The sequence below is a fragment of the Aminobacter sp. DSM 101952 genome, from assembly GCF_001424795.1.
Lineage (GTDB): Bacteria > Pseudomonadota > Alphaproteobacteria > Rhizobiales > Rhizobiaceae > Aminobacter > Aminobacter aganoensis.
In genome coordinates this window covers 70,590-94,734 of the sequence record NZ_LMCL01000033.1, presented here as the reverse complement: position 1 = coordinate 94,734, position 24,145 = coordinate 70,590, and the positions used below count along the sequence as shown (strand labels likewise).

The window sequence follows — 24,145 nt, the reverse complement described above, 5'->3', positions numbered from 1 at the left end:
CTGAACCTCCCGAGAACATGGTTTCGATGCAGAATCATAACCGCGGCGTTTGAGCGGAATTCACTTCTTTGCACGCATGAGTATGAGAATTGAGGTATGTTGCCCTGCAAATATCGCATGGGGAGTGAAAATGCCTCAGTTCGACGAGTTTGAGATCAAGATGCTCGACATTCTCCAGCGCGACGGGCGCAAGCCGGTCTCGGAAATCGCGCAGGAGATCGGTCTCTCCAACACGCCTTGCGCCCGGCGCTTCGAGGCGCTGCAGGAAGCCGGCGTCATCAAGGGTTTTACAGCCCGTATCGGCCGTCGGGCGGTTGGCCTCATGGTCGAGGTCTTCGTCCAGGTCAGGCTGGTCAGTCACAGCGACGATTCGCCGGAGAAGTTCATCGCTGCCGTGCAGCGTATGGACGAGGTCTCGGCCTGCTGGACGATGACCGGCGACTACGACTTCCTGCTCCACGTCATGGTGCCCAGTGTCGACGACCTCAACGCCTTCGTCATGCACCGGCTGATGCGTCTGTCGGGCGTACGCGACGTCCACACCCAACTGGTGCTGCAGAACATTAAGGGTCCCGGCCACGTGCCGCTCGGGCATCTCAGGGGGTAGGGCAGTGGCTACTGTTCGGGATAGACGAGTCGGTAGCGCTCGCCGACGAGGCAGTTGACGGGTTCCGTCGCCTGGATGTTCAGCATCTCGGGTGCATCGGTGACGCCGCTGACTTCGAGAATCAGCTTGCGGCGGATCGCGGTGATGAACTCGGTCGCGAGGCGGATGGGCAGGACGAATGAACCCGGACCGCCGGTCACGCATTCGGCGTAGTAGCGGTCGATGTCTTCGAGGCTTCCCGTCGGCCGCACGAGGATCGGCAGGCCGTTGATGATGATGCCTTTCGCAACCGCGTTGTTGCGGGCGATCTCCACCGGCGCCCCGGTGTTGTTCGGTCCGTCGCCCGAGATGTCGATGACCTTCTTTTCGCCACTGAAGTCGTTGTGCTGCAGCAGCCTTGCGCCGAACGCCACGGCATTCGAGATCGAGGTGCCGCCGGAGCCTTCGATCGGCATGATGGCAAGCTTGGCTGCGAAGGCTTCGGCGCTGTCGCGGCTGTCGATGACCTGCCACGGTATGACTGATTCCTGCTGGACGGTTCCCGCCCATTCGAAATAGGTCACCGCTATGCGGCCTTTCGATCCCGACAGGACGGCATTGATGAAGTCGGGGTGGCGCAGCGCCTTGACGTAGCCGGCGCGCTGGAGGGCGAACTCGCCTGCGTCCATCGAGCTCGAAACATCGACGGCCAGCACCAGTTCGACGTCCACCGTTCTGGCATCTACGCCGATGACCGGTGTGGCAGGCAGTTCGCAACTCGTGCACAGCATCAGCGCCAGCGCAGCCAGCATGGTTCGATGTCCGAGGGACCCGGAAATCAGTGTGCGTCAACGCGGGGAAAATGAAAGCCGGGCCGGGTCAATGCTTCGTGAACACTGGGGCGTGGCTGACAAACGGCAAGGCCGGCAGAAGCCGGCCTGTCTTTGCCCACTGGAGCAGCAGTTTTCCTCCGCCTACGGAACGATCAGCGTGCCCGCACCGTGCTCGGTGAACAGTTCGAGCAGCACCGAATGCGGCGTCTTGCCGTTGAGGATGACGACGCCTTCGACGCCGCGCTCGATCGCCTCGATGCAGGTCTCGACCTTGGGGATCATGCCGCCAGAGATCGTGCCGTCCTTGATCAGCGCCTTGGCATCGGAGACCGTCAGCTCGTCGATCAGCCTCTTGTCCTTGTCGAGCACGCCCGGCACGTCGGTCAGGAACAGCAGCCGCGATGCCTTGACTGCACCCGCTATGGCACCGGCGAAGGTGTCGGCGTTGATGTTGTAGGTGTGGCCATCGCGTCCCGGGGCGACGGGCGCCAGCACCGGGATCATCTCGGAGCGGGCCAAAAGATCAAGCAGCGTGCGGTCGACTTCGACCGGCTCGCCGACAAAGCCGAGATCGAGCACCCTTTCGATGTTCGAATCGGGGTCGATCATGGTCTTCTTGGCCTTTTCGGCGAAGACCATGTTGCCGTCCTTGCCGCACAGGCCGATGGCCCACTCGCCCTCGGCGTTGATGAGCGCGACGATCTCCTTGTTGATCGAGCCGGCCAGCACCATCTCGACGATCTCGACGGTCTTCTGGTCGGTGACGCGCAGGCCGCCCTCGAACTTCGATTCGATGCCCATCTTGTTGAGCATGGCGCCGATCTGCGGGCCGCCGCCATGCACGACGATCGGGTTGACGCCCGACTGCTTCAGTAAAGCGATGTCGCGGGCAAAGGCGCGGCCGAGCGTCACGTCGCCCATCGCGTGGCCGCCATATTTCACGACGACGGTCTTGTTTTCGTAGCGCTGCATGTAGGGCAGGGCTGCTGAAAGCAGGGCTGCCTGCATTTCGGCGGTGGCGGCGACGTTCGTCGTCATCGGCATGGTCCCGGATCGGTGGAAAAGGTCGGCGCGGTCTTAGCCGGAAACCGGGCAGGGGGCAAATGGTTCGATGGCCCTGGCCAGACTGTCGCGCCGTGCCTCCCGCGCTTCGAAATCGGTTGCAGGGGGCGGTGCGATCTAAACAGCGGTTGCAATTCGCCTGCCGCAACGTAACGTGACGACAATGACGCCGCAGGACATCACCAAACTTATCGTGCGGACCTCGATGAAGGACCGCGGTGCCTTCGATCTGCTCTACCGGCAGACGAGCTCGAAACTTTTCGGCGTCTGCCTGCGTGTATTGAACGACAGGGCGGAAGCCGAGGAAGCGCTGCAGGAGGTCTTCGTCAAGATCTGGACGAAGGCCGACCGGTTTGCCGCCTCCGACCTCAGCCCCATCTCGTGGCTTGTGGCAATCGCGCGCAACCATGCGATCGATCGTATCCGGGCGCGGCGCCAGGCACCCCTCGCCATCGACGAGGCGCTTGAAATTGCCGATCCCGCGCCGGGACCGGAGGCGGCCGCGGTGGCGGGCGACGAAGCCGGGCGCATCCACGGCTGCCTCGAGGAACTGGAGAAGGACCGGGCGGCCGCAGTCCGCGGCGCCTATCTCAAGGGCGAGAGCTATGCCGAACTCGCGGAACGCCACGGCGTGCCGCTCAACACCATGCGGACATGGCTGCGACGCAGTCTGTTGAAGCTTAGGGAATGTCTGGAAAGATGACGCTTGCGGAAGACAATGGACCGGAACGTGGAGGCGACGACATCGTCGCCGCCGAATACGTTCTCGGTGTCTTGCCTGCCGACGAGCGCCGCCAGGCCAGTGTCCGCATCGACGGCGAGCCTGGCTTCGCCCGCCTCGTCGACGAATGGGAGGTGCGGTTCGCCCCGCTGGGTGCGGCCTATCCCGAGGTCGAGGCGCCGGCCTCGGTCAAGCAGGCGATCGACGCGAGATTGTTCTCCACAACCGCGCGCTCCACCTCCGGGCAGCCTGCCGGGCTGTGGTCGAGCCTTGCCTTCTGGCGCGGCCTCGCAACCGCTGCCGTGGCCGCGCTGGCGATCTATGTTGCCGTGCCCATGCTCAACCCGCCGGTCGACGTGCCGCAGGAGCGCATGGTGGCATCGCTTGCCGCCGACGGCAGCGACGTCAAGTACATGGTCATGTACGACGCCGCCACCGGCGAGGTCGGCCTGTCCCATGTCGCCGGCGAGCGCGGCAGCGGCAAGGACTTCGAGCTCTGGATGATCGAAGGCAGCAACCCGCCCGTGTCGATGGGCGTCATTCCGGTCGGCGCCACGATGAAGATGCCGGTCAAGGAAGACATGCGCGACAAGCTGGCAGCCGGCGCCGTGCTGGCAGTCAGTCTGGAACCGACCGGCGGTTCGCCGACCGGCCAGCCCACCGGCCCTGTCGTTGCGGCCGGCGATCTCCGGGAAATCTGAAAAACGTCGCGGAAAACCGGAGCGGCCGAAACTTATCCGCGCCCATCTCCGTATCTACAAGGTTTCGATAAATAACATACTGATTTTATTCAGATATTTCTGTCTTTTTGTGAAACTGTTGGAGACCCGGACCGTAATTCCTTGTGCCTTTCCATCTAGGGAAACAACCCCAAGGAGTTACGATATGCGTAAGATATCTCTCGCTTTGCTTGCCGGCGCTTTCTCTGCTCTCGCAACGATGGCCCATGCCGAGAACCCGATGGTTGGCGGTGCGGCGATGTTTGCCGACAAGAACATCGTCGAGAACGCGGTCAACTCGAAGGATCACACCACGCTCGTCGCTGCGGTCAAGGCTGCCGGCCTGGTCGAGACGCTGCAGGGCAAGGGGCCGTTCACGGTCTTAGCGCCGACCAACGAGGCCTTCGCCGCCTTGCCGGCCGGCACCGTCGAGAACCTGCTCAAGCCCGAGAACAAGGATCAACTGACCAAGATCCTGACCTGCCACGTCGTCGCCGCCAAGGCGATGGCGGCCGACATCAAGAAGATGGTCGACGACGACAAGGGCGCCCACCCGGTCAAGACCGTCGGCGGCTGCACCTGGACCGCCAAGTATGACGGCGACAAGGTCACGGTCGAGGACGAGAACGGCAACGTCGCCAACGTCACCATCGCCAATGTCGAACAGTCGAATGGCGTCATCCATGTCATCGACAAGGTGCTGCTGCCCAAGATGTGAGCCAGGCTTTGTCGCGCGGAACTTCGCTATCTCTCGCGCAATCGACGATGCGCCCCGCAACGGTCACCGTTGCGGGGCATGTTTTTTTGACCCGCGGGCTCTTCGGCTTCGGCCCCTCAAGCCCTGTTGATTTCGCCGTGATGCGGCACCGGCCTAAGGTCGGGCAGGAGGAGTGCCATGGACCGCCGTTCGTTCCTGCTGGGCAGTGCTGCGATGGCCGTAGTTGCCGGTTTCGCCGTTTCCAGGCGATTGACCGTGGCCGGCCCGGCATTGGCCGAGAGCTTCGAGATCACCAGGACGGATGCGCAATGGCGTGCCGTCCTTTCCGATGCCCAGTTTGCCGTGTTGCGCCGGGAAGACACCGAGCGGCCATGGACCAGCCCGCTGCTCGATGAGCACCGCAAGGGCACGTTCCATTGCGCCGGCTGCGATCTCGCTGCCTATGCCTCGGACACCAAGTTCGATTCCGGCACCGGATGGCCGAGCTTCTGGCAAGCGCTGCCCGATGCCGTCGGCACCAAGGCCGACAGCTCTCTGCTGATGACCCGCACCGAAGTGCATTGCCGCCGCTGCGGCGGCCATTTCGGCCACATCTTCGACGACGGCCCGCCGCCGACCGGCAAGCGCCACTGCATCAACGGCCTGGCGCTGGGCTTCAGGCCGGCGACGGCCTAGCCGCCGTTGACCACCAGGGCGATTGCCTCGCGCAGTTCGTCCATGCCTTCGTTCTTTTCCGAAGACGTGGCCAGCACCACAGGGAACGCCGCTGCCCGCTTCTTGATCTTGAGAAGCGTCTCCTCGATCAGCCTCGGCACGCCGGCAGCCTTGATCTTGTCGGTCTTGGTCAGGATGATCTGGTAGGAGATCGCCGCCTTGTCGAGCAAGGTCAGCACTTCCTCGTCGTTCTTCTTGATGCCGTGGCGGGAATCGATCAGCAGGTAGACGCGCTTGAGCGTCACCCGGCCGCGCAGATAGTCGAACACCAGCCTGGTCCAGGCGTCGACCTGTTCCTTGGGGGCCTGGGCATAGCCGTAGCCCGGCATGTCGACCAGCGCCATCGGCGGCAGGTCGCCCGCTGCGCCGGAATAGCCGTCGGGCACGAAATAGTTGAGCTCCTGCGTGCGCCCCGGCGTGTTCGACGTGCGCGCCAGCCCGCTCTGCCGCACCAGGCCGTTGATCAGCGACGACTTGCCGACATTCGAGCGGCCGGCAAAGGCGATCTCGGGTGGCCCCTCCGGCGGCAGGAACTTCATGGCGGGCACGCCGCGGATGAAGATCCACGGGCGCTTGAACAGCTCGGCGTCCACCGGTGCTGCGGGTCTTGTCTGGTCGTTCAAACCGCTGCCTCCAGCAGAGAAATATCGGAGCCGCGAATGGCGTTGAGGTTGCGGCCTATCTTGTCCACCGGCCAATCCCACCAGGCAATCGCAAGCAGCCGTTCGATGGTCTTGTCGTCGAACCGCTTCTTGACCGCGACCGAAGGATTGCCGGCTACGATCGCATAAGGCGGTACGTGCCTGCTGACAACCGATTTCGCAGCAATGATCGCGCCGTGGCCGATATGGACGCCCGGCAGGATCACCGCTTCCATGCCGATCCAAACGTCATTGCCGATCACCGTGTCGCCGCGCACCTCCTGCTGCCAGGTGGCGACGTCGAAACCCTCGTCCCAGCCATGGCCGAAGATGTTGAACGGGTAAGTCGAGAAGCCGGACATGGCATGGTTGGCGCCGTTCATGATGAAGCGCGCGCCCTCGGCGATGGCGCAGAACTTGCCGATGATCAGCTTGTCGCCGATGAAGGGGTAGTGGTGCAGCACGCATTTGGTCTGGAAGAGGTCCGGCCCTTCGGGATCGTCATAGTAGGTGAAGTCGCCGACCTCGATGTTCTCGGCGTCGACAAGGGCCTTCAGGAAGCCGACGCGCTTGTGCATCGGCATCGGGTGCTTGATCGAGGGGTTCGGTCCCAGCATGGCTCGGCGTCCATATTGATGCGGATAAGATGACAGTATAGCGCGGTGCAGCGCGATGACATCGCCGCGCCATACCTTCTTCACCCGATCATTGCGGGAATACTTGAATTCTTGGTTGCGATTTCTCGCGGCAACCGGGGTCCCGCAAGGGACAGCGGGACCCCGGCCTTGCCGAGACGGTTCGTTGCTGACCGGGGGGAGGTCAGACACCGCCACCCCGCAAGCTCGCGCCTGCAGGCATCTTCGAGATACGCGGCATCCGTCGAAAGAGTTTCAGCGGCATCGCCGACCCTGCAAAGAAAAAGGCCCCGGAAATTCCGGGGCCTTTTGTTGCATCGCCAGCATCCGGCCTATTCGGCCGGTGTCGGTTTCTTCTTGAACAGCGCCATGAGGTTGTCCCACAGCTCGATCTTGGCGCCTTGGCGCTTCATGATCACGCCCTGCTGCAGGATCGACAGCGAGTTGTTCCACGCCCAGTAGATGACGAGGCCCGCCGGGAACGACGCCAGCATGAAGGTGAACAGGATCGGCATCCAGGTGAAGATCATCGCCTGGGTCGGATCCGGAGGCGTCGGGTTCATGCGCATCTGCAGGAACATGGTCACGCCCATGATCAGCGGCCATACGCCGATCATCAGGAAGGCGGGCACGCCCCATGGCAGCAGGCCGAACAGGTTGAAGATCGACGTCGGATCGGGCGCCGCCAGATCGTGGATCCAGCCGAAGAACGGCGCGTGGCGCATTTCGATGGTGACGTAGAGCACCTTGTAGAGCGCGAAGAACACCGGGATCTGGATCAGCACCGGCCAGCAGCCGGCGAGCGGATTGATCTTCTCGGTCTTGTACAGCTCCATCATCGCCTGTTGCTGCTTCATCTTGTCGTCCGCGTACTTCTCGCGGATTTCCAGCATCTTCGGCTGCACCATCTTCATGTTCGCCATCGACTTGTACGACTTGTTGGCGAGCGGGAAGAAGATGGCCTTGACGATGACGGTGGTGGCGAGGATCGCCAGGCCGAAATTGCCGAGCAGCTTGTAGAGGTTGTCGATCAGCCAGAACATCGGCTTGGTGATGAAGTAGAACCAGCCCCAGTCGATCAGGAGCTCGAACTGGCGGATCTGGCGATCCGTCTCGTAGGCGTTGATCTTGGCCACTTCCTTGGCGCCGGCGAAGACCAGCGTTTCGACCGTAGCCGACTGGCCGGCCGCGACCGTGATCGGGTCGGTGAGGTAGTCGGCCTGGTAGCGCGGACGGCCGTCGTCGAAATAGGAGAAGCGCGGCTGGAACGGCTGCTTGCCCGAAGGAACCAGCGACGCGGCCCAGTACTTGTCGGTGATGCCGAGCCAGCCGTCGGTCGACTTGCCGGGCAGGACCTGCTTGTCGTCCTCGATCGTGCTGTAGCTGATTTCCTGCAGGCCTTCGGTGCCGGTCACGCCGATCAGGCCTTCGTGCAGCACGTAGGTCGAGGCATGCAGCGGCTTGTCGAAGCGGGTCAGGCGTCCGTAGTTGGACAGCGCGACGTCGGCGCCGCCGGCATTCGTCACCGTATCGGTCACCGTGAACATGTAGTTCTCGTCGACCGCGATGGTGCGCTTGAAGGTCAGGTTCTTGTCATTGGTGTAGGTCAGCGTCACCGGTGTTGCCGGCGTCAGCGTCTGGGCGCCTTCGGCGGTCCAGACGGTGTCGGGACCCGGCACCGCACCCGTTGCCTCGCTGCCGACGAAGCCGATCTCGCCGTAGAAGCCGGACGGCAGCGCCTGCGGGTTCAGCAACTCGATGACCGGCGAATTCGGCTCGACCGTCACGCGGTAGTGCTTGAGGCTGATGTCGTCGATGCGCGCGCCGGTCAGGTTGATCGAACCCTTCAGGCTCGGCGTGTCGATGGCGATGCGGCCCGTGGCGGCGATCGCCTGGGCGCGGTCGGCAATGGCGGCCTGCGTCGTCGGCGCGCCGGGAATGCCGGCCTGCGGCGCGGCAGGCGTGCCAGTGCCGGGCGTCGTGCCGGCGGGCTGCGCGGCCTTCTGCTCCTGCGCCACGCGCTCGGCCTCGATCCGCGCGGTCTCGCGCTGCGTTTCGATGCGGGGGTTCATGTAGAACACCTGCCAGAGCGTCAGGATCAGCACCGACAAGGCGATGGTGATGAAGAAATTACGGTTGTTTTCCATCGAAAGCCCTTATCGCGTTCCGCGAATGCGCCGAGAGAGTTCGGCCGTGATCTGGCCGAACGGGGCGGTGAGCACATCTTCGCGCCCGACGATCACATAGTCTTTGCCGGCGGCCATGTCACCTGCGGCATGTGTACGAACGGCTTCGCGAATGCGCCGTTTGACACGATTGCGGACAACCGCGTTGCCGACCTTCTTGGTGACGGTATAGCCGACCCGCGGCCCGGCCGTGTCGTCGCGATCCAGGACCTCGACGAGAAAAAACCGCCCGCGCCGCTTGTCACCGCGGCGGACGGCCAGGAACTGTTTTCTTTTCAGAAGCCGTTCGGGGCCGCGTCCATGCGGAGCAGACCCCTCTGGCTTGCCGTCAGCGGGCAAGGTTCCCGCCCACGGCTTAGGCGGAGAGCCGCTTGCGGCCGCGGTTGCGGCGGGCGGCGACGACGCCACGACCACCCTTGGTGGCCATGCGGGCACGGAAACCGTGACGGCGCTTACGGACGAGTTTGGACGGCTGATAGGTACGCTTCATTTGTTTTAATACCGCGGGGTGCGGCCCTTCTTGATTCTGTCACTTTGTAACAGGAGCTTGGCTCGGCTTGCCTCGACGCGATCAAAAACCGCGACGGAAGCGGGTCCCGAGCGTGTGCGGGCTTATAGAAAGAAGGTGTCCCGAAGTCAATCCGCCGGTGCCGTTGCCACCACCGGTTGCCGTCACCCCGTCGGGGGCCGCCAGATGGCCCGCCCACGCCGCGGTTACAGACTGTCTTTTGCACTGCGGAATTTGCAACTGCGCTGCAATAGCCTATCTTTGCCGGAAAGGGATGCAAGGCGTTTCGCGCCCTCAGTGGCCGAGCCCTACGCTCCCAGGGTGGACTTGCAGCAAAGATCAGCATGACTGAAGCAGCCGATACCGGCGCCTATGCCGGAAAACCAGCGGACCGTTCGGTTCCGCTTTCGCGCGGCCTCTCGTCCAAGCTGCTGCTCTTGACAATTGCCTTCGTGCTCTTTGCCGAAGTCCTGTTCTTCCTGCCTTCGATCGCCTCCTACCGCCTGCGCTGGCTCGAGGAGCGTCTGGCGACCGCCGCTGCGGTTGCGGCCATCCTGGTCCAGGGCGATCCCACGTCATTGTCACGTGCCGCCCAGAACGACGTGCTGATGGCGATCGGCGCCAAGGCGATCGCGGTGCGCGACGGCGGCGTCTCCAGGCTCTTGGTGGTCACCGACATGCCGCCCCAGGTCGACGAGCATATCGACATCACCAAGGAGGACGTGCTGAGCTCGATGCCGGCGGCGATCGACACCTTGCTGTTTGGCGGCAACCGTATGCTGCGCGTGTTCGGAACCGTCGGCGAGAGCCAGAAGGAATTCGAGCTCGTCATCCCTGACTATCGGCTGCATCGCGCCATGCTGGCCAATGCGCGCTACATCGTCTTCGTCTCGCTTTTGATTTCGCTGTGTACGGCAGCCCTGGTCTACGCCGCCATCGACCGCATCATGATCGGCCCGATCCGCGCCATGACGCGCTCGATGCTGACCTTTTCCGATGCGCCCGACAGCCCGGCCGGCGTCATTGTACCCACCGGGGCGCGCGGCGACGAAATCGGCGTCGCCGAACGCGAGCTGGCGGCGATGCAGCAGCACCTGCAGAAGATGCTGAACGAACAGAAACACCTTGCCGACCTCGGCCTGGCGGTGTCGAAGATCAACCATGACATGCGCAACATCCTGGCCTCGGCACAACTGATGTCCGATCGATTGCGGCAGGTGAAGGATCCGGCGGTCCAGGCCTTTGCGCCGAAGCTGCTGCGCACTCTCGACCGCGCCGTCGCCTATTCCGAGAATGTGCTGTCCTATGGCCGCGCCCAGGAGCTGCCCCCGGCGCGCCGCCGCCTGCGGCTCAGCCAGCTGGTCGACGACGTCCATGGCCTGCTCGGCCTCGAGCCCGACTCGGGCATCGAGTTCTTCAACGCGGTCGACACCGACTTCGAGATCGACGCCGACCCCGACCAGCTGTTCCGGGTGCTGACCAACCTCTGCCGCAATGCCGTCCAGGCCATGGCCGGCGTGGCCGACAGCGCCATCGTCAATCGCCTGACCGTCTATGCCGAGCGCGAGGGCAGTGTCAGCCGCATCCTCGTCGCCGACACCGGCCCCGGCCTGCCGCAGAAGGCACGCGAAAACCTCTTTGCCGCCTTCCGCGGCTCGGCGAGAAGCGGCGGCACCGGGCTCGGCCTCGCCATTGCCTACGAGCTGGTGCGCGCGCATGGCGGCTCGCTCGAGCTGGTCGAGAGCAATGGCGGCCGCACCGTCTTTGCCGTCACCATCCCCGACCAGCCGGTCCGCCTCGACGAGGCGCGCAACGGTTTGCGCCGGCCGGCCTGATGCCAAAAAACTTTGCCGGCAGCGGCTTGCATTTCGTCATGCCAGCCTTTAGGTAGCGCCAATCGCTGCGGTCGATAGACCGGAGCGTCCCGGCCATCCAATGGCCCGTTGCGCGCCCGTAGCTCAGCTGGATAGAGCACCAGACTACGAATCTGGGGGTCAGAGGTTCGAATCCTTTCGGGCGCGCCAAATACTGCCGATTTCCTTCCACAGTACGCCATGACCGCCGAGACCTGGCCCGCGCAAAGAACGGAAGCGCCATCGTGTCTCGAAACCTGGCGTTCTGAAAGCAGCTAGCCGATGGCGTCGAGCGCCAACAGTGCCGCATGCCGGACTGTCATGGTCAGCAAGCTCGGCGAGGGCGTCGGCAATAACTGGGAAGCGGCACCCAGGCGGCAGCTCATGGCAGCCGTCTTCCCTTTCGGAAAACAGCGCCTTTCATGCGCCGGGCGAGCGGCGTCGCAGCGACCGACGGATCAAGCCGCCGCAGGATGCGCCCGGCGGCACCCCACTCATGGCAGCTGCTGAACTCCGGTTGAGATCGAAGGGTGCTCCCCCTGGATGGCCCTGCGGGACGCCTTACAGCTCGATGCTGGGTATCAGCAAGCAGATGTGGCGCCAGCAGATCCTGCGCGCCCGTTCCAGGTCCTCTTCGATATATTCGCCTGCGTTCTGCCAGAAGAAGCCGTCGATCAGTGCTGCGATGCCATCGACGATGTCATCGACCTGGTCGGGTGGAACCAGTCGCTTGACCGCATACCGGATGTTGGAGACGAAGCGGGAGCCTGTCAGGCGGTAGAGATGCCTGATGCGCGGCTCGGTCTGCGCTGCGATCATGAACTGCATCCAGGTCACGGCGCGCTTGGGCACGCCGAGATGCTGTGGCGCGAAGGAGCCGTCGACGATGGCCTTCAACCGTTGCGCCGGCGACGGGTTGGTGGGCGCGAGCTTGAGTATATCCTGACGAAACAGGTTCGACAGATTGCGCATGGCCAAGGCCATGAGTTCTTCCTTGCTGCCGAAATAGTGGTTGACCAGTCCGGCCGACATGCCGGCGCGCCGGGCGATCATCGCCATGGTGGCGCCGGGCATGCCCTGCTCGCCGACGACGGCGATCGCGGCGTCGACCAGCTCGTCGCGGCGCATCGCCTTGATGGATCGTTTCGCCATTGCAAAGCCTTCTCTTTTGTATATTGATTGGTCATTCAATATATCATATTGTCGTTCAATCCAAGCCGGAGTTCCTATGCCCAGCGTCGTCATTTCCGGGGTCAGAACAGTCGAAACCCACTGGATTCCGCTTGCCGACGGCCGCAGGCTGGCGGCCCGCCTGTTCCTGCCGGAAGACGAACACACTCCCGTCCCGGTGATCCTCGAATACATACCGTATCGCCGCCGCGACGGCACGCGCACCGGTGACGACGAAATGCATCTTTTCTTCGCCGGCCATGGCTATGCCTGCGCCCGCGTCGACATTTCCGGCAGCGGTGATTCAGATGGCTTGCTCGACGACGAATATGTCGAGCGCGAGCAGGATGACGGACTGGAGATCCTGGCGCATCTCTGCGCGCAGCCCTGGTGCACCGGCGTTGCCGGCATGATCGGTATCAGTTGGGGCGGCTTCAGCGGCCTGCAGGTCGCCGCGCGCCGTCCGCCGCAGCTGAAGGCGGTCATCACGGCGTGTTCGACCGACGACCGCTATGCCTGCGACGCGCATTACAATGGCGGCCTGCTCATCAACGATAATTTCGGCTGGGGCGGAGCTTTGTTCAGCTATTCGGCGCTGCCGCCGGACCCGGCCGTCGTCGGCGAGGATCGCTGGCGCGACATGTGGAAAAACCGGCTCGCCGACCACAAGAACCATGCCGCGGAATGGCTGAAGCACCAGCGCCGCGATGCATTCTGGAAGCAGGGCTCGGTCTGCGAGGACTTCTCCGCGATCGAGTGCGCGGTGCTGGCGGTCGGTGGCTATCTCGACGGATATACGCAGACCATTTTCAATCTGGTCGAGAACCTCGATGCGCCGGCCAAGGGGCTTTGCGGTCCCTGGGGCCACAAGGAGCCCAACGCCGGCGTGCCGGGCCCGGCCATCGGTTATCTGCAGGAATGCATCCGCTGGTTCGACCACTGGCTGAAGGGCATCGACAATGGCGCCGACAGCGACCCGGACATGCGCCTCTATCTGATGGATTACGCCAGGCCGCATTCGCATATCGAGGTCCGGCCGGGCCGCTGGCTGGGTTTCCCGCAATGGCCGGCCAGGCAGATCGGCGCCAAAGTATACTGGCTGAACGGTGACGGCAGTCTCGGCGAAACGCAAGGCGCGGGCGGGACAACGCTCGCCATTTCCTCGCCGCTCGCCACCGGCGTCCAGGCGCAGGAATGGTGCCCCTACGGCCAAGGCCGCATTTCGGCCGAAGGCGCGCGCGACCAGCGTGCCGACGATGGCGGTTCGTTGTGCTTCGACAGCGCGGCGATGGATGCCGACCTGCCGCTTGCCGGCATCTCGAAAATCAGGCTGCGTGTTGCATCGGACAAGCCGCAGGCGCAGCTCTGCATCAGGCTGAACGACGTCGCCCCCGATGGCACGTCCACCTTCATCACCTTTGCGCTGCTCAATCTGGCGCATCGCCACAGCCACGAGTTCCCGACGCCTTTGACGCCGGGCCAGTTCGAGGACGTCGAGCTCGACTTCAAGCCGGTGGCGCAGATCATCCCCGCCGGACATCGGCTGCGGGTGGCGATTTCCTCGTCCTATTGGCCGATGGCCTGGCCGTCGCCAGAGCGCACCATGCTGACCTTCGATCCGAAGGGTTGCCGGCTCGAGCTCGCTGTCCTTGCCAGCGAGGACGGCCTGGCGCCGGTGGCCTTCGAGGAGGCGCTGTGGGCCGAGCCCGGTCCGGTGACAGTCAAGGAGCCGGCGCGCCAGCTGCGCTCGCTGACGACCGACCTGCCGACAGAACGCACAGAGCTGACGGCGATGTCCGACGACGGCCGCTTCGTCCTCGAGGACATCGGCACCGAGATCACCTCCTGGCGCCGCAAGATCTATGGGATCACCGACAACGACCCGGCGAGTTGTGTGACGCAGGTCACCTGCCATGAGGAGCTGACGCGTCCGGATTGGAACGCACGCCTCGATTGCGAAATCACCATCAGCTGCGACCGCGACAATTTCTACGCCCGTGGCTGGGTCAAGGCCTATGAGCGGGGCACGATCTTCGCTGAACGCATCTACGACGAGGTTATTCCACGCGACTGCATGTAAATAACAAGAGGGGGGAAAATGCGCATGAAACTCGACCGCAGAACGTTCCTGGCCGGCTCGTCGGCCCTGGCGATCCTGCCCTTCGCCCGCCACGCGCGGGCGGCCGGCAGGACCAACCCCATCATCGCGCTCGACGCCGATATCGGCAATCTCGATCCCGGCAACCGCGTCGGCACCACCGAAGGCAACATCATCCGCTCGGTCTGCCAGACGCTGGTGCGGTTCGAACCTGGCAAGACAAGCTGGACCAACGACGCGGCCAAGGAGATCAAGCAGGTATCCGACACCGAGTTCGAGTTCGAGCTCAACCCCGGCCAGATGTTCACCGGCGGTTTCGGCGAGATGACCGCGGACGACGTCAAATATTCGTTCGACCGCTACATCAACGGCGACAGCAATGGCAAGAAGCTTGCTTATGCCGACGACATGGAGGCGCTCAAATCCGTCGAGGTCACCGGAAAATACACCGGCAAGCTGATCCTCAAGCATCCTTCGGCAGCGCTCTGGCTGATCGGCATCTGCGACGCGTCGGGTGCAATCCTGTCCAGGAAGGCCGTCGAACAGCTGGGCGACAAGATCGCCACCACGCTGATCGGCTCCGGACCGATGGTTCTCAAGGAGTGGCGCCCGAAGGAGCAGTTCGTGCTCGCCGCCAACGCCGACTACAAGGGTCCGTACAAGGCGCATTTCCAGGAGATCACCGGCAAGATCATCCCCGAGCACAAGACATCTTTCCTGTCCTACCAGGCCAAGGAGCTCGATTTCACGGCTTTCGATGCCGACCAGCTCGACACCGCCAAGGGCTTGCCGGACACCAGCGTGATCGACCGTCCCGGCATCGACTACACCTGGATCGGTATCAATGTGCAAAAAGGCGATCTCGCTGACCCTAGGGTACGCCAGGCGATCCGCTGGGCGATCGATGTCGATGCCATCATCCAGGGCGCCTATTCCGGCGCCACCTCGCGCGCCAGGACGCTGCTCGCCCCCGGCCTGCTTGGCAACTGGGCCGATGCGCCGCTCTACACGAGGGATCTCGCCAAGGCGCAGGCGCTGCTCGCCGAGAGCGGCAAGACGGATCTGACCTTCACCTTTACCTGCCTCAACGACGCGACCTCGCTTGCGGTGGCGCAGATCGCGCAGGCGAACCTGGCCGAAGTTGGCATCGCGCTTACCATCAACGCGATGGATTCCGGCGCTTACTGGGCGCTCGGCGCCGACAATGCCAGCAAGGATCTCGAACTGACGCTCATCCCCTACACGTCCAAGTTCGACCCGAGCTTCCAGACGCAATGGTTTCTCGCCAGTCAGATCGGCCTGTGGAACTGGCAGGGCTGGAACAGCCCGGAATTCGACAAGCTCCACCAGGAGGGGCTGGAGACGCTGGATAAGGCCAAGCGCGAGGCGATCTATATCAGCATGCAGAAGCTGCTCGATGAATCGGCCTCCTGCATCTGGATCACGCATGGCCGCAACTTCTTCGTCAACACGGCCTGGCTGAAGCCGATGTTCCTGCCCAGTGGCAAGGATTGGCAGTTCGAATTTTTTGACAAAGCCTGAGATCGATCGGTGGACCTGGGAGGGGTGACCGGATGATGAGATGTGGCGGATCGGGGGGAAAGCGTTCATGAGCAGATCGCAACGGACCGCCGCTTTCATCGCGGGCCGTCTGGCGTCGGTGGTACTGACCATCGCCGGCGCCACGCTGCTCCTGTTCCTGATGGTGCGCCTGGTGCCGGGAGACTTCACCTCGGTGATGCTCGGCCCACGAGCGACGCCGGAGCTGCGTGCCCAGATAACCCATGATATGGGCCTCGACCGCAGCATGCTCGAACAGCTCTGGCTGTTCACCAGCCGCGCTGCGACCGGCGATTTTGGCGAGGATGTCGTCTCGCACCGGCCGATTCTGGATATCGTGCTTGATGTCATCCCCAACACGCTTGCACTGGCCTTCAGCGCCCTTGCGCTGGCACTGGTGGTCGGCATTCCGATCGGCGTCATCGCGGCGCTGAGGCCGGGTTCGTGGCTCGACAATGGCCTGGCGTTGCTGTCGATCTCCTTGATCACCACACCGACGCTGGTGGTGTCGGTGATCCTGTTCCTCATCTTCGCCATCGGCCTGCACTGGCTGCCGGTGGCGGGCGCGGGCGACCCGGGCGATCTTGTGGACCGCTTGCGGCATCTGATCCTGCCCAGCGTGGCGCTGGCGCTCGGCTGGGTCGGCTACATCTCGCGGCTGGTCCGCGCCGCCCTGCTCGACACGCTTGCCGAACTGCATGTGCGCACGCTGCGCGCCTATGGCGTTTCGGAGTACCGCATCGTCGGGCTGTACGCGCTGAAGCTTGCGCTGGTGCCTGTCGTGTCGATCCTCGGCATCGGCCTTGGTGATCTCATCGGCAGTTCGGTGGTCGTCGAGATCATCTTCGCCCGGCCGGGCATCGGCAGCCTGATCTTCAATTCGATCGCGCAACGCAACTTTCCCGTCGTGCAAGCCTGCGTGGTGTTCATCGTTGCCTTTTACATCGTCGCCAATCTCGTGGTCGACATGATCAACGCGCTGCTTGATCCTCGTATTGCGGCAGGGCGCGGATGAGTGGGTTGGTTGCGACGCTAAAAGGCATCTGCTCGGAGCGTGAGGGCCGGCTTGGGTTGGCCTTCACGTGTCTCATCCTGGTGTTCGCACTGGCCGGACCGCTGGTCAGCCCCGACCCGAACGTCATCGACGTCAAGGCCCGCTTCGCGGCGCCTGGGCTGGCGCATCTGCTCGGCACCGACAATCTTGGCCGCGATCTGTTGGCGCGCACCTCGGCCGGCACGCGCTATGCACTGACGCTGGCCGTGATGATCGTCGTCATCTCGTCAGTCATCGGCTCGCTGATTGGCATTGTCGCCGGCATCGCAGGCGGCTGGGTCGACCGGGCGGTGACGGCGGTGTTCGACATCGTCAACGCCTTCCCGCCGCTGATCCTGGCCTTCGCGCTGATCGCCCTTTATGGCAAGGGTTCGGCCACCTTCGTGCTTCTGGTCACCGTCGTCTTCATCCCGCAATTCGGGCGCATGGCGCGCGCCCGTGCGCAGACCTTGCGCAACCTGAGCTTCATCGAGGCCGAGCGCATGCTGGCCGTTCATCCCGTCACCATCGTTGTCAGGCATTATCTGCCCAATGTCGCCGGACCGATCATCGTGCTGGCCAGCATGAACCTCCCGGTGGTGATCGCCTTTGAGGCTTCGCTTTCCTTCCTCGGCTTTGGCGTGCAACCGCCGAAATCCTCGCTTGGCACGCTGATCAAGGACGGCTTCATCTCGATCAACCAGTCATGGTGGCCAACGGTCGCCTCGGCCCTTGTGCTGGCCATCGCCACGCTGGGCGCGACCTTGCTCGGAGAAGCGCTGCGGCGCGTCATCGATCCGAAGACGGCGGGGGTGCGCTGATGGCGATTTCGCTGCGCGATTTATCGGTCGACTACAGCCTGCCGCAGGGCACCGCTCACGCGTTGCGCGGCGTGTCGCTGGACATCCAGAAGGGCCAAATGCTCGGGCTGGTCGGGGAATCCGGCAGCGGCAAATCGACAGTCGCTTTCGCTCTGATGGGCCTGCTTGCCAACAACGCCAGGGTGACGTCAGGCACGGCGACGATCGAAGGCAAGAGTTTCGACCTGACGAAGCGCAACGCGACCGCTGATCTGCGTGGCCGCGGCATGGCGATGATTTTCCAGGATCCGATGCTGTCGCTCAACCCGGTGTTCACCATCGGCACGCAGCTTTGCGAAGTGCTGCGCCGGCGCACACCCGGCAGCGACCGCAAGACCCGCGTTGCAATGGCACAGGACGCGCTCGCCAAGGTCAAGCTCAGCAACCCGCAACGGCGGATGAACCAGTATCCGCATGAACTGTCCGGCGGCATGCGCCAGCGCGTTGTGATCGCCATGGCGCTGCTGTCCGAACCGGCGCTGCTGATCGCCGACGAGCCGACCACCGCGCTCGACGTCACCGTCGAGGCGCAGATCATGCGAGAGATCATCGGTCTGCGCGACCGCATCGGCTGCGCGGTGCTTTTGATCACGCACAGCCTCGGGCTGGTCACCGAGTATTGCGACGCAATTTCGGTGCTTTATGCCGGCGAGAGGCTGGAAAGCGGCACGGTGAAGGAGGTGCAGCGCCAGCCCGGCCATCCCTACACACGCATGCTGTTCGACTGCGAGGTGCCTATCGACTGCGAGCGCCATGCCGATGCCTCCGAGAACCGCTTCACGGTGATTGCCGGCGAATTGCCGGATCCGCGCCAGCGGCCGCCCGGCTGCATCTTCAATGGGCGCTGCGATGTCTCGTTCGAGGATTGCGCCGTCATCGATCCGGGCGATTATCCGATCGGCAATCATGCCGGGCACAGTGCCCGTTGCCTGCGGCTGCAGACGCCATGACCGACGCGATCTCGATCAGCCAGGCGCAGTTGCGATTTGGCGAGACCGCGGCACTCGACGGTGTGTCGCTTGCCATTCCCAACGGCTCATGTTTCGGCATTGTCGGCGAATCCGGCTCCGGCAAGACGACGCTGATGCGCGCCGTTCTTGGCCTGCAGAAGCTCGACCGGGGCGAGATACGCATTCTCGGCAAGCCGCTGCTGCATGGCCGCGCAGCGCTGAAAGAACGCGCCGGCTTCATCCAGCCGATCTTCCAGGACCCGGCCGCATCGCTGTCGCCGCGCAGCCGCATCCGCACGCTGATGAACGAGGTCGGCACGGTGCTGCGGGAGCCGCTGGCGGCAACGCATGAGCGGCTGCACGTCATCCTGAACCGGCTCGGCCTGCCGCCCGGCGTTGTCGACAAATATCCGCACGAGATCAGCGGCGGCCAGGCGCGGCGGGTGGCGATCGCACGGGCGCTGCTGATGAAGCCCTCGATCCTGATCGCAGACGAGCCGACCGCCGGCCTCGATGTTTCCGTCCAGGGCGATCTGCTCAACCTCCTGCAGGACATCAGGCGGTCGCAGAATATCACGCTCGTGATCATCAGCCACAATCTGGCGATCGTGCGGCTGATTGCCGAAAACGCCGCGGTCATGCAGGCGGGCAAGGTGGTCGAGGCCGGCGAGGTTGGATCATTGTTCGGCTCGCCGCAGGACGCCTATACCCGCGAGTTGCTCGCAGCCTGGCCGAGCGTATCGGCAGCGAGATGATGGATCAGGGCGGTGATGTCAGTTTGTCCGCAGGTTGACAGTTGGAGTGACCTGAACCCGTGATCTCTTCCGGTTTGAGGGGTCGGCGATCAGTTACTCCGAGCCCATTCTTTGGATCGCCGGACACGACGGCGGGCTGGCGACGCCGTTGGAATGATCAACGCAATCGGCCCCACGATGCTAATCCGGCAGGATGCCCGCGCCGACCGGGGACGTGATGACCGCCGCGCCTGCGACGGCGCGCCATTCATTTTTCAAGGACTTGCAAAGTTGACGCTGGGCGAGGCGCCTGATGTAACGGCGTGCATGGAACAGTCATCGACAGGAACGGACCCGGCTGGCAGCATTGCCGAATGGCGAGGGGCGTTCGAGAACGCTGAAGTCAATGCTCTCCATGCCGAATGCTTTGAACATCGGATGTTCGAGGACGATTGGTGGACGCAGGTCAACCGGTACAGTCTTGGCTGGGTCTGTGCCCGGCGGGCAGGCAAGCTGATCGGGTTCGTGAACGTCGCCTGGGACGGTGGCGTCCATGCCTTCATTCTGGACACGATGGTGACGCCGGCATTCCAGCGCCAGGGCATCGCCAGGGCGCTGATCGAGGAAGCAGTCGGGCGTGCGAAGCAGACTGGATGCGAATGGCTTCATGTGGATTTCGACCCGCATCTCAGGCCCTTCTACTTCGACGCCTGCGGCTTCAAGTCGACGGACGCCGGGCTGATCCCGCTCAAGTAGCCGGCGCACCCAGGCTCCCTTGTGAGGTGCGCTCCTCCTGCGGCATCTTTGGAGCGGGAAGGACTTTGTCCGCCAGACGGACGGGCGAACTGCCGTTCCGCTAGAGACGGGACAGGGCATGTCCGCCGGTTGCCCAGAAAAAATCTGGCGGCGGCTTGCAATTCGCAGAACCAGCCGTTAGGTAGCGCCGGTCGCTGCGGTCGATTGACCGAAGCGTCCCGGCCATTTTTCAATTTTGGCCCGTTGCGCGCCCGTAGCTCAGCTGGATAGAGCACCAGACTACGAATCTGGGGGTCAGAGGTTCGAATCCTTTCGGGCGCGCCATTTTCCAAGAAGATGTGAGAACGGAGGGTGGTCTTGGTCTGCCCGCTGCGGCGCTCGGGGCCAGAATGGCCTTGGAGCCGTTGATCCCGTTGCCTGTGGTTGAGGCGCCTCGCTTATCTCGGCCGCCTCGGCCTGCTTCAGCCTCTTGCGTCCAGCCCCTTAATTTCCTGATCCAGCCCGTCGGCTGCCTTGTGATTGGCGCGGACGAGCCAGATGCCGAATGCGACGGTCAGAAAGCCCGGAATCAGGGTGCCCCATTCGATCCCATCGGGTTCGAAGAAGCCGGCGCCATAGATGAGCAGCAAGCCAGGCAGGAAGGGGGCGACATACCAGGAGAAAATGGAGCGAAGCGCGTCACGCTGGCGCACCAGTTCGGCCCGGTAGGCGGCCGATGTGTTGGAGCTGCCATCGATGAAAGCCTGGCCGCCAGCGCGGCGGCGGAGCTGAAAGATCGCCGCTGCCGCGCCAAGGCCCAGGAGGATGAAGCCGATGCCGGTCATCAGGCTGGACGGGGCGGCGGCAACGCTCAGCAGCATCCATGTGCCGAAAGCGACCGTGACCACAGCGACGATGCTGCCGATGACGTATTCGCGCTTGTTGCGGGTGCGGATACGGTCTTCGAATTCGAGGGAGCGGCTTTCGAGCATTTGCGGTGTCATGGTCTGGGGCTGCATATCCTGTTCCTTCCAGAGGTTTTTCGGGTCGGGGGACTGGGATTGGGGCGTCGGCGTCATGCCAGGACCTCCGCTTTGAAACCTTGCGCTAGGAGCGCCTTGATGCGGTGGATGCGGGTGGCGACGGCGCCGGCCGACAGTCCGGTAATTTCGGCTATTCCGGCCGCGTCGATGTCTTCGAGATAGAGCAGCACAACCTGCCGATCGGCAGGACGAAGACGGTCGATCAGGGTGTAGAGCCGCTCCAGCGTCAGCGCCGTGCCGGTGGCCTCCTCGGGGGTCAAGCGGCCATCGACGGGTTCCACCTGGTCGATATCGACCCAGCCCTGGGCCGGTCGCCGGCGCATGGCCTGGCCCACATGCTGGGCGCAGACATTGTGGGCGACCCGGTAGGTCCAGGTGATCAGGCTGCACTGGCCGGCAAAGACATCGAGGCTGCGCCAGAGGTGCAAGTGAATATCCTGCTCCAGGTCCTGGCGGGCCGCGGCATTTTTCTCATAGGCAGCGGCGAGGCGCGCAATCATGCCGCCATGCTGGCTCGCCAGGCTTTGGTAAAGATCCTGCTTTTTTGTCTGGTCAAGCATAGTGCCTTTCCGGTCCGCTGCATTCACACAACCAATAGTCGTGGCTGCGCGGTGTTTCTTACAGAAGAAGTCCCCCTGTTGGCTGCTCGATGCCTCATAAGCTGGAACTTCGACAATTATTTCGAGCGGCTCGGGCACGATATCGACGACGTCGTGCTGCAATTGCTGGGCCAGCGGACATTGGCGGATGCCCTTGCCGATATCGACCTGATCGACCAGGCCCGGCGCGACCCGTCCAGGGCTTGTGCCGAGGTTGAGATCGGCCGCATACGCCAGGCTTGACCCGGATCCGTCGCGACCGGCCGCTCAGGCCCCAGAGGGCGAGGGAGCAGATATGGTTCTCAGCCGCCCGGTGCAGCGCGCCATTCTCTCCCCAAATCGACGGCCTTGCCGGTGCTGGCGGACTGGTCGCCAACCTATCCCGGTTCCACCTTTATTACGCGGCCGGCGCGCCGCTTTCGCCCGCTGTGCGTGCGGTCGTGAACACACTTGGAGGCGGCGACTGACCGCATGCGGCGGACGCCCGTTCACGCGCAGCCAAAAACCGATTGCGATCCAAGACCAGTCGATCTAGCCTCGAACCGATTGCACATTGCAATCAGACCCGCGCATATGCCGTTCACGGAAAGGAAGTGGTCATGGCCAAGCTCGTGTTCGGAATGAACCAGTCCCTGGACGGCTACGTCGATCACATGGCGTTTGGGCCAAGCCCCACGCTCTTCCGCCACTTCATCGAGGAGGCCCAGGGGCAGGCGGGCAGTGTGTACGGTCGCCGAATGTATGAAATCATGCGGTACTGGGACGACGATCACCCTGAATGGGATGCAGAGCGACATGCCTTCGCGGCGGCGTGGCGGAACCAGCAGAAATGGGTCGTCTCGCGCTCGTTGAAGTCGCTAGGCCCCAATGCCACGCTTGTCGAGGAAGATCTCGAGGGCACGATCCGCGCGTTGAAGGCCGAGCGCGATGGAGAGTTCGAAGTTGCCGGCCCGGACCTGGCGCGAAGCCTCACCGAACTTGGCCTGATCGATGAGTATCGAATTTACCTGCATCCCGTCGTGCTCGGTTACGGCAAGCCATATTTTGCCGGACCCCGGCCGCCGCTCCGCCTCATGACGCATGATCGGATCGGCGAGGATGTGCTCAGGTTGACCTACGTTCCTGCTTGATCCCTCTTGGCCTGATATCGATCTGGCGAGGGAGCCGGTCGCCTCGTGAGGCGCCGCGGCGTCAGGCGGCCTCGCGGAACTCCACGGCCAGGAAATCGATGAAGCTGCGCACCGCGGGAGAAAGCCCGCGGCGCGACGGGAACACCGCGTGGACGACACCGCTCGGCAGGGTCCAGTCCGGCAGGACCACTTCAAGCGTGCCGGCGGCGATCCCGGCTGCGACGATGTAGTCGGCCAACTGAACCATGCCGACCCCATCTTCCGCTGCCTGCCGCAGCGCGTACATGTCGTCGGCGACATAGCGCGGATCGAATGCGACGGCGCTGGACCTGCCGCTGTCGTCCACGAGATCCCAGGCGTGCCTTGGCGGCGATCGGATGAGGTCCATTCCGGGAATACGGGCAAGCTCGGAGGGCGCACCGGGCCGGCCGAGCCTGTCGAGCAAGGCAGGGCTGGCGACGAGTATCTGGCGGCTTTCCGCCAGGCGCCGCATCACCAGGCCTTCGCTGTCGAGCGGTGGGAAACGGACGCGGAGCGCGACGTCGATCCCTTCCTCGATGACGTCGACGCGGCGATTGGTTGCCGAGAGCTGCACGCAAACCATGGGGTTTGCCGTCAGGTATCGTGACACCATCGGGGCCACCCGGCTCATCATCAGCGAGACCGGGCAGGTGACCCTGATCGTGCCGCGAGGTTCGGCGCGGCTGTGGTCGACGGCTTCCTGCGCGGCTTCGGCTTCGGCGATCATCGCCACGCAATGTCGGTAGAAGGTCTCGCCGATCTCCGTCACGCCGAAATGCCGGGTCGAGCGCTGCAGCAGGCGGCTGCCCAGCCTTTCCTCGAGATGTGTGATGCGCCGGCTGAGCGTCGACTTGGGTACGCCGAGCGCACGGCCTGCAGCGGCAAACCCGCCATGCTCGACGATGCGCGCGAAGTAGTAGAGGTCGTTGAGATCTTGCATGGCAGTGTTCCACTGATGGAACGAACTGTGCCGTTTTCTACGGCTACCGGCAAGATCGTTCCGCCATCATCTTCTCAGTGCGCCGACATTCCGGCC

General features: G+C 63.7%; 26 protein-coding genes and 2 tRNA genes. 17 read left to right on the top strand and 11 right to left on the bottom strand.

The features are described 5' to 3' along the window. Nucleotides 1–130 precede the first annotated feature (130 nt). Complete coding sequence (locus ASC75_RS22220; RefSeq protein WP_055980596.1) at nucleotides 131–607, top strand: Lrp/AsnC family transcriptional regulator; 477 nt, start codon at nucleotides 131–133, stop codon at nucleotides 605–607. 8 nt (nucleotides 608–615) lie between these two features. Here ASC75_RS22220 and ASC75_RS22215 read toward each other — a convergent pair whose 3' ends face one another. Further along, nucleotides 616–1,398 carry a DUF1194 domain-containing protein gene (locus ASC75_RS22215; protein ID WP_055980593.1) on the bottom strand — a complete coding sequence of 261 codons (783 nt, stop codon included), beginning with the start codon at nucleotides 1,396–1,398 and terminating at the stop codon, nucleotides 616–618. Nucleotides 1,399–1,560: 162 nt separating this feature from the next. Then, the gene (gene argB / locus ASC75_RS22210; RefSeq protein ID WP_184117402.1) at nucleotides 1,561–2,463 is read right to left on the bottom strand and encodes an acetylglutamate kinase; all 903 of its coding nucleotides are present in this window, start codon (nucleotides 2,461–2,463) and stop codon (nucleotides 1,561–1,563) included. Nucleotides 2,464–2,644: 181 nt separating this feature from the next. Here argB and ASC75_RS22205 point away from each other — a divergent pair, with 181 nt between their 5' ends. The 4 genes from ASC75_RS22205 to msrB all read left to right on the top strand — a co-directional run bounded on the left by ASC75_RS22205 (nucleotide 2,645) and on the right by msrB (nucleotide 5,314). Then, nucleotides 2,645–3,184: a sigma-70 family RNA polymerase sigma factor gene (locus ASC75_RS22205; RefSeq protein WP_055980590.1), complete on the top strand. Its 540-nt coding sequence runs from the start codon at nucleotides 2,645–2,647 to the stop codon at nucleotides 3,182–3,184. Further along, complete coding sequence (locus ASC75_RS22200; RefSeq protein WP_156381366.1) at nucleotides 3,181–3,903, top strand: anti-sigma factor; 723 nt, start codon at nucleotides 3,181–3,183, stop codon at nucleotides 3,901–3,903. The genes ASC75_RS22205 and ASC75_RS22200 overlap by 4 nt, the downstream gene beginning before the upstream one ends. Nucleotides 3,904–4,087: 184 nt before the next feature. Then, on the top strand, nucleotides 4,088–4,639 hold the full coding sequence (locus tag ASC75_RS22195) for a fasciclin domain-containing protein (RefSeq protein WP_055980584.1): 552 nt from the start codon (nucleotides 4,088–4,090) through the stop codon (nucleotides 4,637–4,639). A gap of 177 nt (nucleotides 4,640–4,816) precedes the next feature. Then, complete coding sequence (gene msrB, locus ASC75_RS22190; protein WP_055980580.1) at nucleotides 4,817–5,314, top strand: peptide-methionine (R)-S-oxide reductase MsrB; 498 nt, start codon at nucleotides 4,817–4,819, stop codon at nucleotides 5,312–5,314. Here msrB and yihA read toward each other — a convergent pair. From yihA to rpmH, 5 genes are all read right to left on the bottom strand, one after another. Beyond that, nucleotides 5,311–5,976, bottom strand: coding sequence for a ribosome biogenesis GTP-binding protein YihA/YsxC (yihA, locus tag ASC75_RS22185; RefSeq protein WP_082496711.1), 666 nt, complete (start codon nucleotides 5,974–5,976; stop codon nucleotides 5,311–5,313). The genes msrB and yihA overlap by 4 nt on opposite strands. After that, nucleotides 5,973–6,611 (bottom strand): CatB-related O-acetyltransferase, encoded by a 639-nt coding sequence (locus ASC75_RS22180; RefSeq protein ID WP_055981013.1) that lies wholly within the window; start codon nucleotides 6,609–6,611, stop codon nucleotides 5,973–5,975. Before ASC75_RS22180 ends, yihA begins: the two co-directional genes overlap by 4 nt. Nucleotides 6,612–6,961: 350 nt before the next feature. Continuing rightward, the gene (yidC, locus tag ASC75_RS22175) at nucleotides 6,962–8,776 is read right to left on the bottom strand and encodes a membrane protein insertase YidC (RefSeq protein ID WP_055980574.1); all 1,815 of its coding nucleotides are present in this window, start codon (nucleotides 8,774–8,776) and stop codon (nucleotides 6,962–6,964) included. A gap of 9 nt (nucleotides 8,777–8,785) precedes the next feature. Then, a complete protein-coding gene (gene rnpA, locus ASC75_RS22170) occupies nucleotides 8,786–9,154 on the bottom strand; it encodes a ribonuclease P protein component (protein WP_055980570.1) in 369 nt (122 codons plus the stop codon). Nucleotides 9,155–9,170: 16 nt separating this feature from the next. Further along, nucleotides 9,171–9,305, bottom strand: coding sequence for a 50S ribosomal protein L34 (gene rpmH, locus ASC75_RS22165; RefSeq protein ID WP_008833937.1), 135 nt, complete (start codon nucleotides 9,303–9,305; stop codon nucleotides 9,171–9,173). A gap of 362 nt (nucleotides 9,306–9,667) precedes the next feature. Here rpmH and ASC75_RS22160 point away from each other — a divergent pair, with 362 nt between their 5' ends. Then, nucleotides 9,668–11,158, top strand: a complete 1,491-nt coding sequence (locus ASC75_RS22160; RefSeq protein WP_055980567.1) for a HAMP domain-containing sensor histidine kinase — start codon at nucleotides 9,668–9,670, stop codon at nucleotides 11,156–11,158. 112 nt (nucleotides 11,159–11,270) lie between these two features. Then, nucleotides 11,271–11,347: transfer RNA gene (locus ASC75_RS22155), tRNA-Arg, on the top strand. A gap of 390 nt (nucleotides 11,348–11,737) precedes the next feature. On the opposite strand, the gene betI is transcribed toward ASC75_RS22155, so the two are convergent. Beyond that, a complete protein-coding gene (betI, locus tag ASC75_RS22150; RefSeq protein ID WP_055980564.1) occupies nucleotides 11,738–12,328 on the bottom strand; it encodes a transcriptional regulator BetI in 591 nt (196 codons plus the stop codon). A gap of 76 nt (nucleotides 12,329–12,404) precedes the next feature. On the opposite strand from betI, the gene ASC75_RS22145 reads away from it, so the two are divergent. The 8 genes from ASC75_RS22145 (at nucleotide 12,405) to ASC75_RS22110 (ending at nucleotide 20,661) form a co-directional block, all read left to right on the top strand. Beyond that, nucleotides 12,405–14,426: a CocE/NonD family hydrolase gene (locus tag ASC75_RS22145; protein WP_055980561.1), complete on the top strand. Its 2,022-nt coding sequence runs from the start codon at nucleotides 12,405–12,407 to the stop codon at nucleotides 14,424–14,426. Nucleotides 14,427–14,450: 24 nt separating this feature from the next. Continuing rightward, nucleotides 14,451–15,986, top strand: coding sequence for an ABC transporter substrate-binding protein (locus ASC75_RS22140; protein ID WP_055980558.1), 1,536 nt, complete (start codon nucleotides 14,451–14,453; stop codon nucleotides 15,984–15,986). Between the two features lie 67 nt (nucleotides 15,987–16,053). After that, the gene (locus tag ASC75_RS22135) at nucleotides 16,054–17,019 is read left to right on the top strand and encodes an ABC transporter permease (RefSeq protein ID WP_055980555.1); all 966 of its coding nucleotides are present in this window, start codon (nucleotides 16,054–16,056) and stop codon (nucleotides 17,017–17,019) included. Further along, on the top strand, nucleotides 17,016–17,858 hold the full coding sequence (locus ASC75_RS22130; protein WP_055980552.1) for an ABC transporter permease: 843 nt from the start codon (nucleotides 17,016–17,018) through the stop codon (nucleotides 17,856–17,858). Before ASC75_RS22135 ends, ASC75_RS22130 begins: the two co-directional genes overlap by 4 nt. Continuing rightward, the gene (locus tag ASC75_RS22125) at nucleotides 17,858–18,847 is read left to right on the top strand and encodes an ABC transporter ATP-binding protein (protein ID WP_055980549.1); all 990 of its coding nucleotides are present in this window, start codon (nucleotides 17,858–17,860) and stop codon (nucleotides 18,845–18,847) included. The genes ASC75_RS22130 and ASC75_RS22125 overlap by 1 nt, the downstream gene beginning before the upstream one ends. After that, nucleotides 18,844–19,602, top strand: coding sequence for an ATP-binding cassette domain-containing protein (locus ASC75_RS22120; RefSeq protein ID WP_156381356.1), 759 nt, complete (start codon nucleotides 18,844–18,846; stop codon nucleotides 19,600–19,602). Before ASC75_RS22125 ends, ASC75_RS22120 begins: the two co-directional genes overlap by 4 nt. A gap of 153 nt (nucleotides 19,603–19,755) precedes the next feature. Next, nucleotides 19,756–20,337, top strand: coding sequence for a GNAT family N-acetyltransferase (locus ASC75_RS22115; protein ID WP_348271304.1), 582 nt, complete (start codon nucleotides 19,756–19,758; stop codon nucleotides 20,335–20,337). A 247-nt stretch (nucleotides 20,338–20,584) separates the two neighbouring features. Then, nucleotides 20,585–20,661, top strand: a tRNA-Arg gene (locus ASC75_RS22110). Nucleotides 20,662–20,798: 137 nt separating this feature from the next. Here ASC75_RS22110 and ASC75_RS22105 read toward each other — a convergent pair. Then, nucleotides 20,799–21,395, bottom strand: coding sequence for a hypothetical protein (locus tag ASC75_RS22105; protein WP_156381355.1), 597 nt, complete (start codon nucleotides 21,393–21,395; stop codon nucleotides 20,799–20,801). After that, nucleotides 21,392–21,859, bottom strand: coding sequence for a sigma-70 family RNA polymerase sigma factor (locus tag ASC75_RS22100; protein ID WP_055981010.1), 468 nt, complete (start codon nucleotides 21,857–21,859; stop codon nucleotides 21,392–21,394). The genes ASC75_RS22105 and ASC75_RS22100 overlap by 4 nt, the downstream gene beginning before the upstream one ends. On the opposite strand from ASC75_RS22100, the gene ASC75_RS26825 reads away from it, so the two are divergent. After that, entirely contained in the window at nucleotides 21,788–22,201 is a 414-nt protein-coding gene (locus ASC75_RS26825; protein ID WP_244487920.1) for a hypothetical protein, read from the top strand. The genes ASC75_RS22100 and ASC75_RS26825 overlap by 72 nt on opposite strands. A gap of 356 nt (nucleotides 22,202–22,557) precedes the next feature. Then, complete coding sequence (locus tag ASC75_RS22090; protein ID WP_055981008.1) at nucleotides 22,558–23,088, top strand: dihydrofolate reductase family protein; 531 nt, start codon at nucleotides 22,558–22,560, stop codon at nucleotides 23,086–23,088. A gap of 61 nt (nucleotides 23,089–23,149) precedes the next feature. Here the strand turns inward: ASC75_RS22090 and ASC75_RS22085 are convergent, their stop codons facing one another. Further along, on the bottom strand, nucleotides 23,150–24,049 hold the full coding sequence (locus tag ASC75_RS22085) for a LysR substrate-binding domain-containing protein (RefSeq protein ID WP_055980529.1): 900 nt from the start codon (nucleotides 24,047–24,049) through the stop codon (nucleotides 23,150–23,152). Between the last annotated feature and the right edge of the window lie 96 nt (nucleotides 24,050–24,145).

Coding starts and splice junctions, on each gene's coding strand:
- ASC75_RS22220 (WP_055980596.1), top strand. CDS start 131: ATGCCTCAGTTCGACGAGTTTGAGATCAAGATGCTCGACATTCTCCAG.
- ASC75_RS22215 (WP_055980593.1), bottom strand. CDS start 1,398: ATGCTGGCTGCGCTGGCGCTGATGCTGTGCACGAGTTGCGAACTGCCT.
- argB (WP_184117402.1), bottom strand. CDS start 2,463: ATGCCGATGACGACGAACGTCGCCGCCACCGCCGAAATGCAGGCAGCC.
- ASC75_RS22205 (WP_055980590.1), top strand. CDS start 2,645: ATGACGCCGCAGGACATCACCAAACTTATCGTGCGGACCTCGATGAAG.
- ASC75_RS22200 (WP_156381366.1), top strand. CDS start 3,181: ATGACGCTTGCGGAAGACAATGGACCGGAACGTGGAGGCGACGACATC.
- ASC75_RS22195 (WP_055980584.1), top strand. CDS start 4,088: ATGCGTAAGATATCTCTCGCTTTGCTTGCCGGCGCTTTCTCTGCTCTC.
- msrB (WP_055980580.1), top strand. CDS start 4,817: ATGGACCGCCGTTCGTTCCTGCTGGGCAGTGCTGCGATGGCCGTAGTT.
- ASC75_RS22180 (WP_055981013.1), bottom strand. CDS start 6,611: ATGCTGGGACCGAACCCCTCGATCAAGCACCCGATGCCGATGCACAAG.
- yidC (WP_055980574.1), bottom strand. CDS start 8,776: ATGGAAAACAACCGTAATTTCTTCATCACCATCGCCTTGTCGGTGCTG.
- rpmH (WP_008833937.1), bottom strand. CDS start 9,305: ATGAAGCGTACCTATCAGCCGTCCAAACTCGTCCGTAAGCGCCGTCAC.
- ASC75_RS22160 (WP_055980567.1), top strand. CDS start 9,668: ATGACTGAAGCAGCCGATACCGGCGCCTATGCCGGAAAACCAGCGGAC.
- betI (WP_055980564.1), bottom strand. CDS start 12,328: ATGGCGAAACGATCCATCAAGGCGATGCGCCGCGACGAGCTGGTCGAC.
- ASC75_RS22145 (WP_055980561.1), top strand. CDS start 12,405: ATGCCCAGCGTCGTCATTTCCGGGGTCAGAACAGTCGAAACCCACTGG.
- ASC75_RS22140 (WP_055980558.1), top strand. CDS start 14,451: ATGAAACTCGACCGCAGAACGTTCCTGGCCGGCTCGTCGGCCCTGGCG.
- ASC75_RS22135 (WP_055980555.1), top strand. CDS start 16,054: ATGAGCAGATCGCAACGGACCGCCGCTTTCATCGCGGGCCGTCTGGCG.
- ASC75_RS22130 (WP_055980552.1), top strand. CDS start 17,016: ATGAGTGGGTTGGTTGCGACGCTAAAAGGCATCTGCTCGGAGCGTGAG.
- ASC75_RS22125 (WP_055980549.1), top strand. CDS start 17,858: ATGGCGATTTCGCTGCGCGATTTATCGGTCGACTACAGCCTGCCGCAG.
- ASC75_RS22120 (WP_156381356.1), top strand. CDS start 18,844: ATGACCGACGCGATCTCGATCAGCCAGGCGCAGTTGCGATTTGGCGAG.
- ASC75_RS22115 (WP_348271304.1), top strand. CDS start 19,756: ATGATCAACGCAATCGGCCCCACGATGCTAATCCGGCAGGATGCCCGC.
- ASC75_RS22105 (WP_156381355.1), bottom strand. CDS start 21,395: ATGACGCCGACGCCCCAATCCCAGTCCCCCGACCCGAAAAACCTCTGG.
- ASC75_RS22100 (WP_055981010.1), bottom strand. CDS start 21,859: ATGATTGCGCGCCTCGCCGCTGCCTATGAGAAAAATGCCGCGGCCCGC.
- ASC75_RS22090 (WP_055981008.1), top strand. CDS start 22,558: ATGGCCAAGCTCGTGTTCGGAATGAACCAGTCCCTGGACGGCTACGTC.
- ASC75_RS22085 (WP_055980529.1), bottom strand. CDS start 24,049: ATGCAAGATCTCAACGACCTCTACTACTTCGCGCGCATCGTCGAGCAT.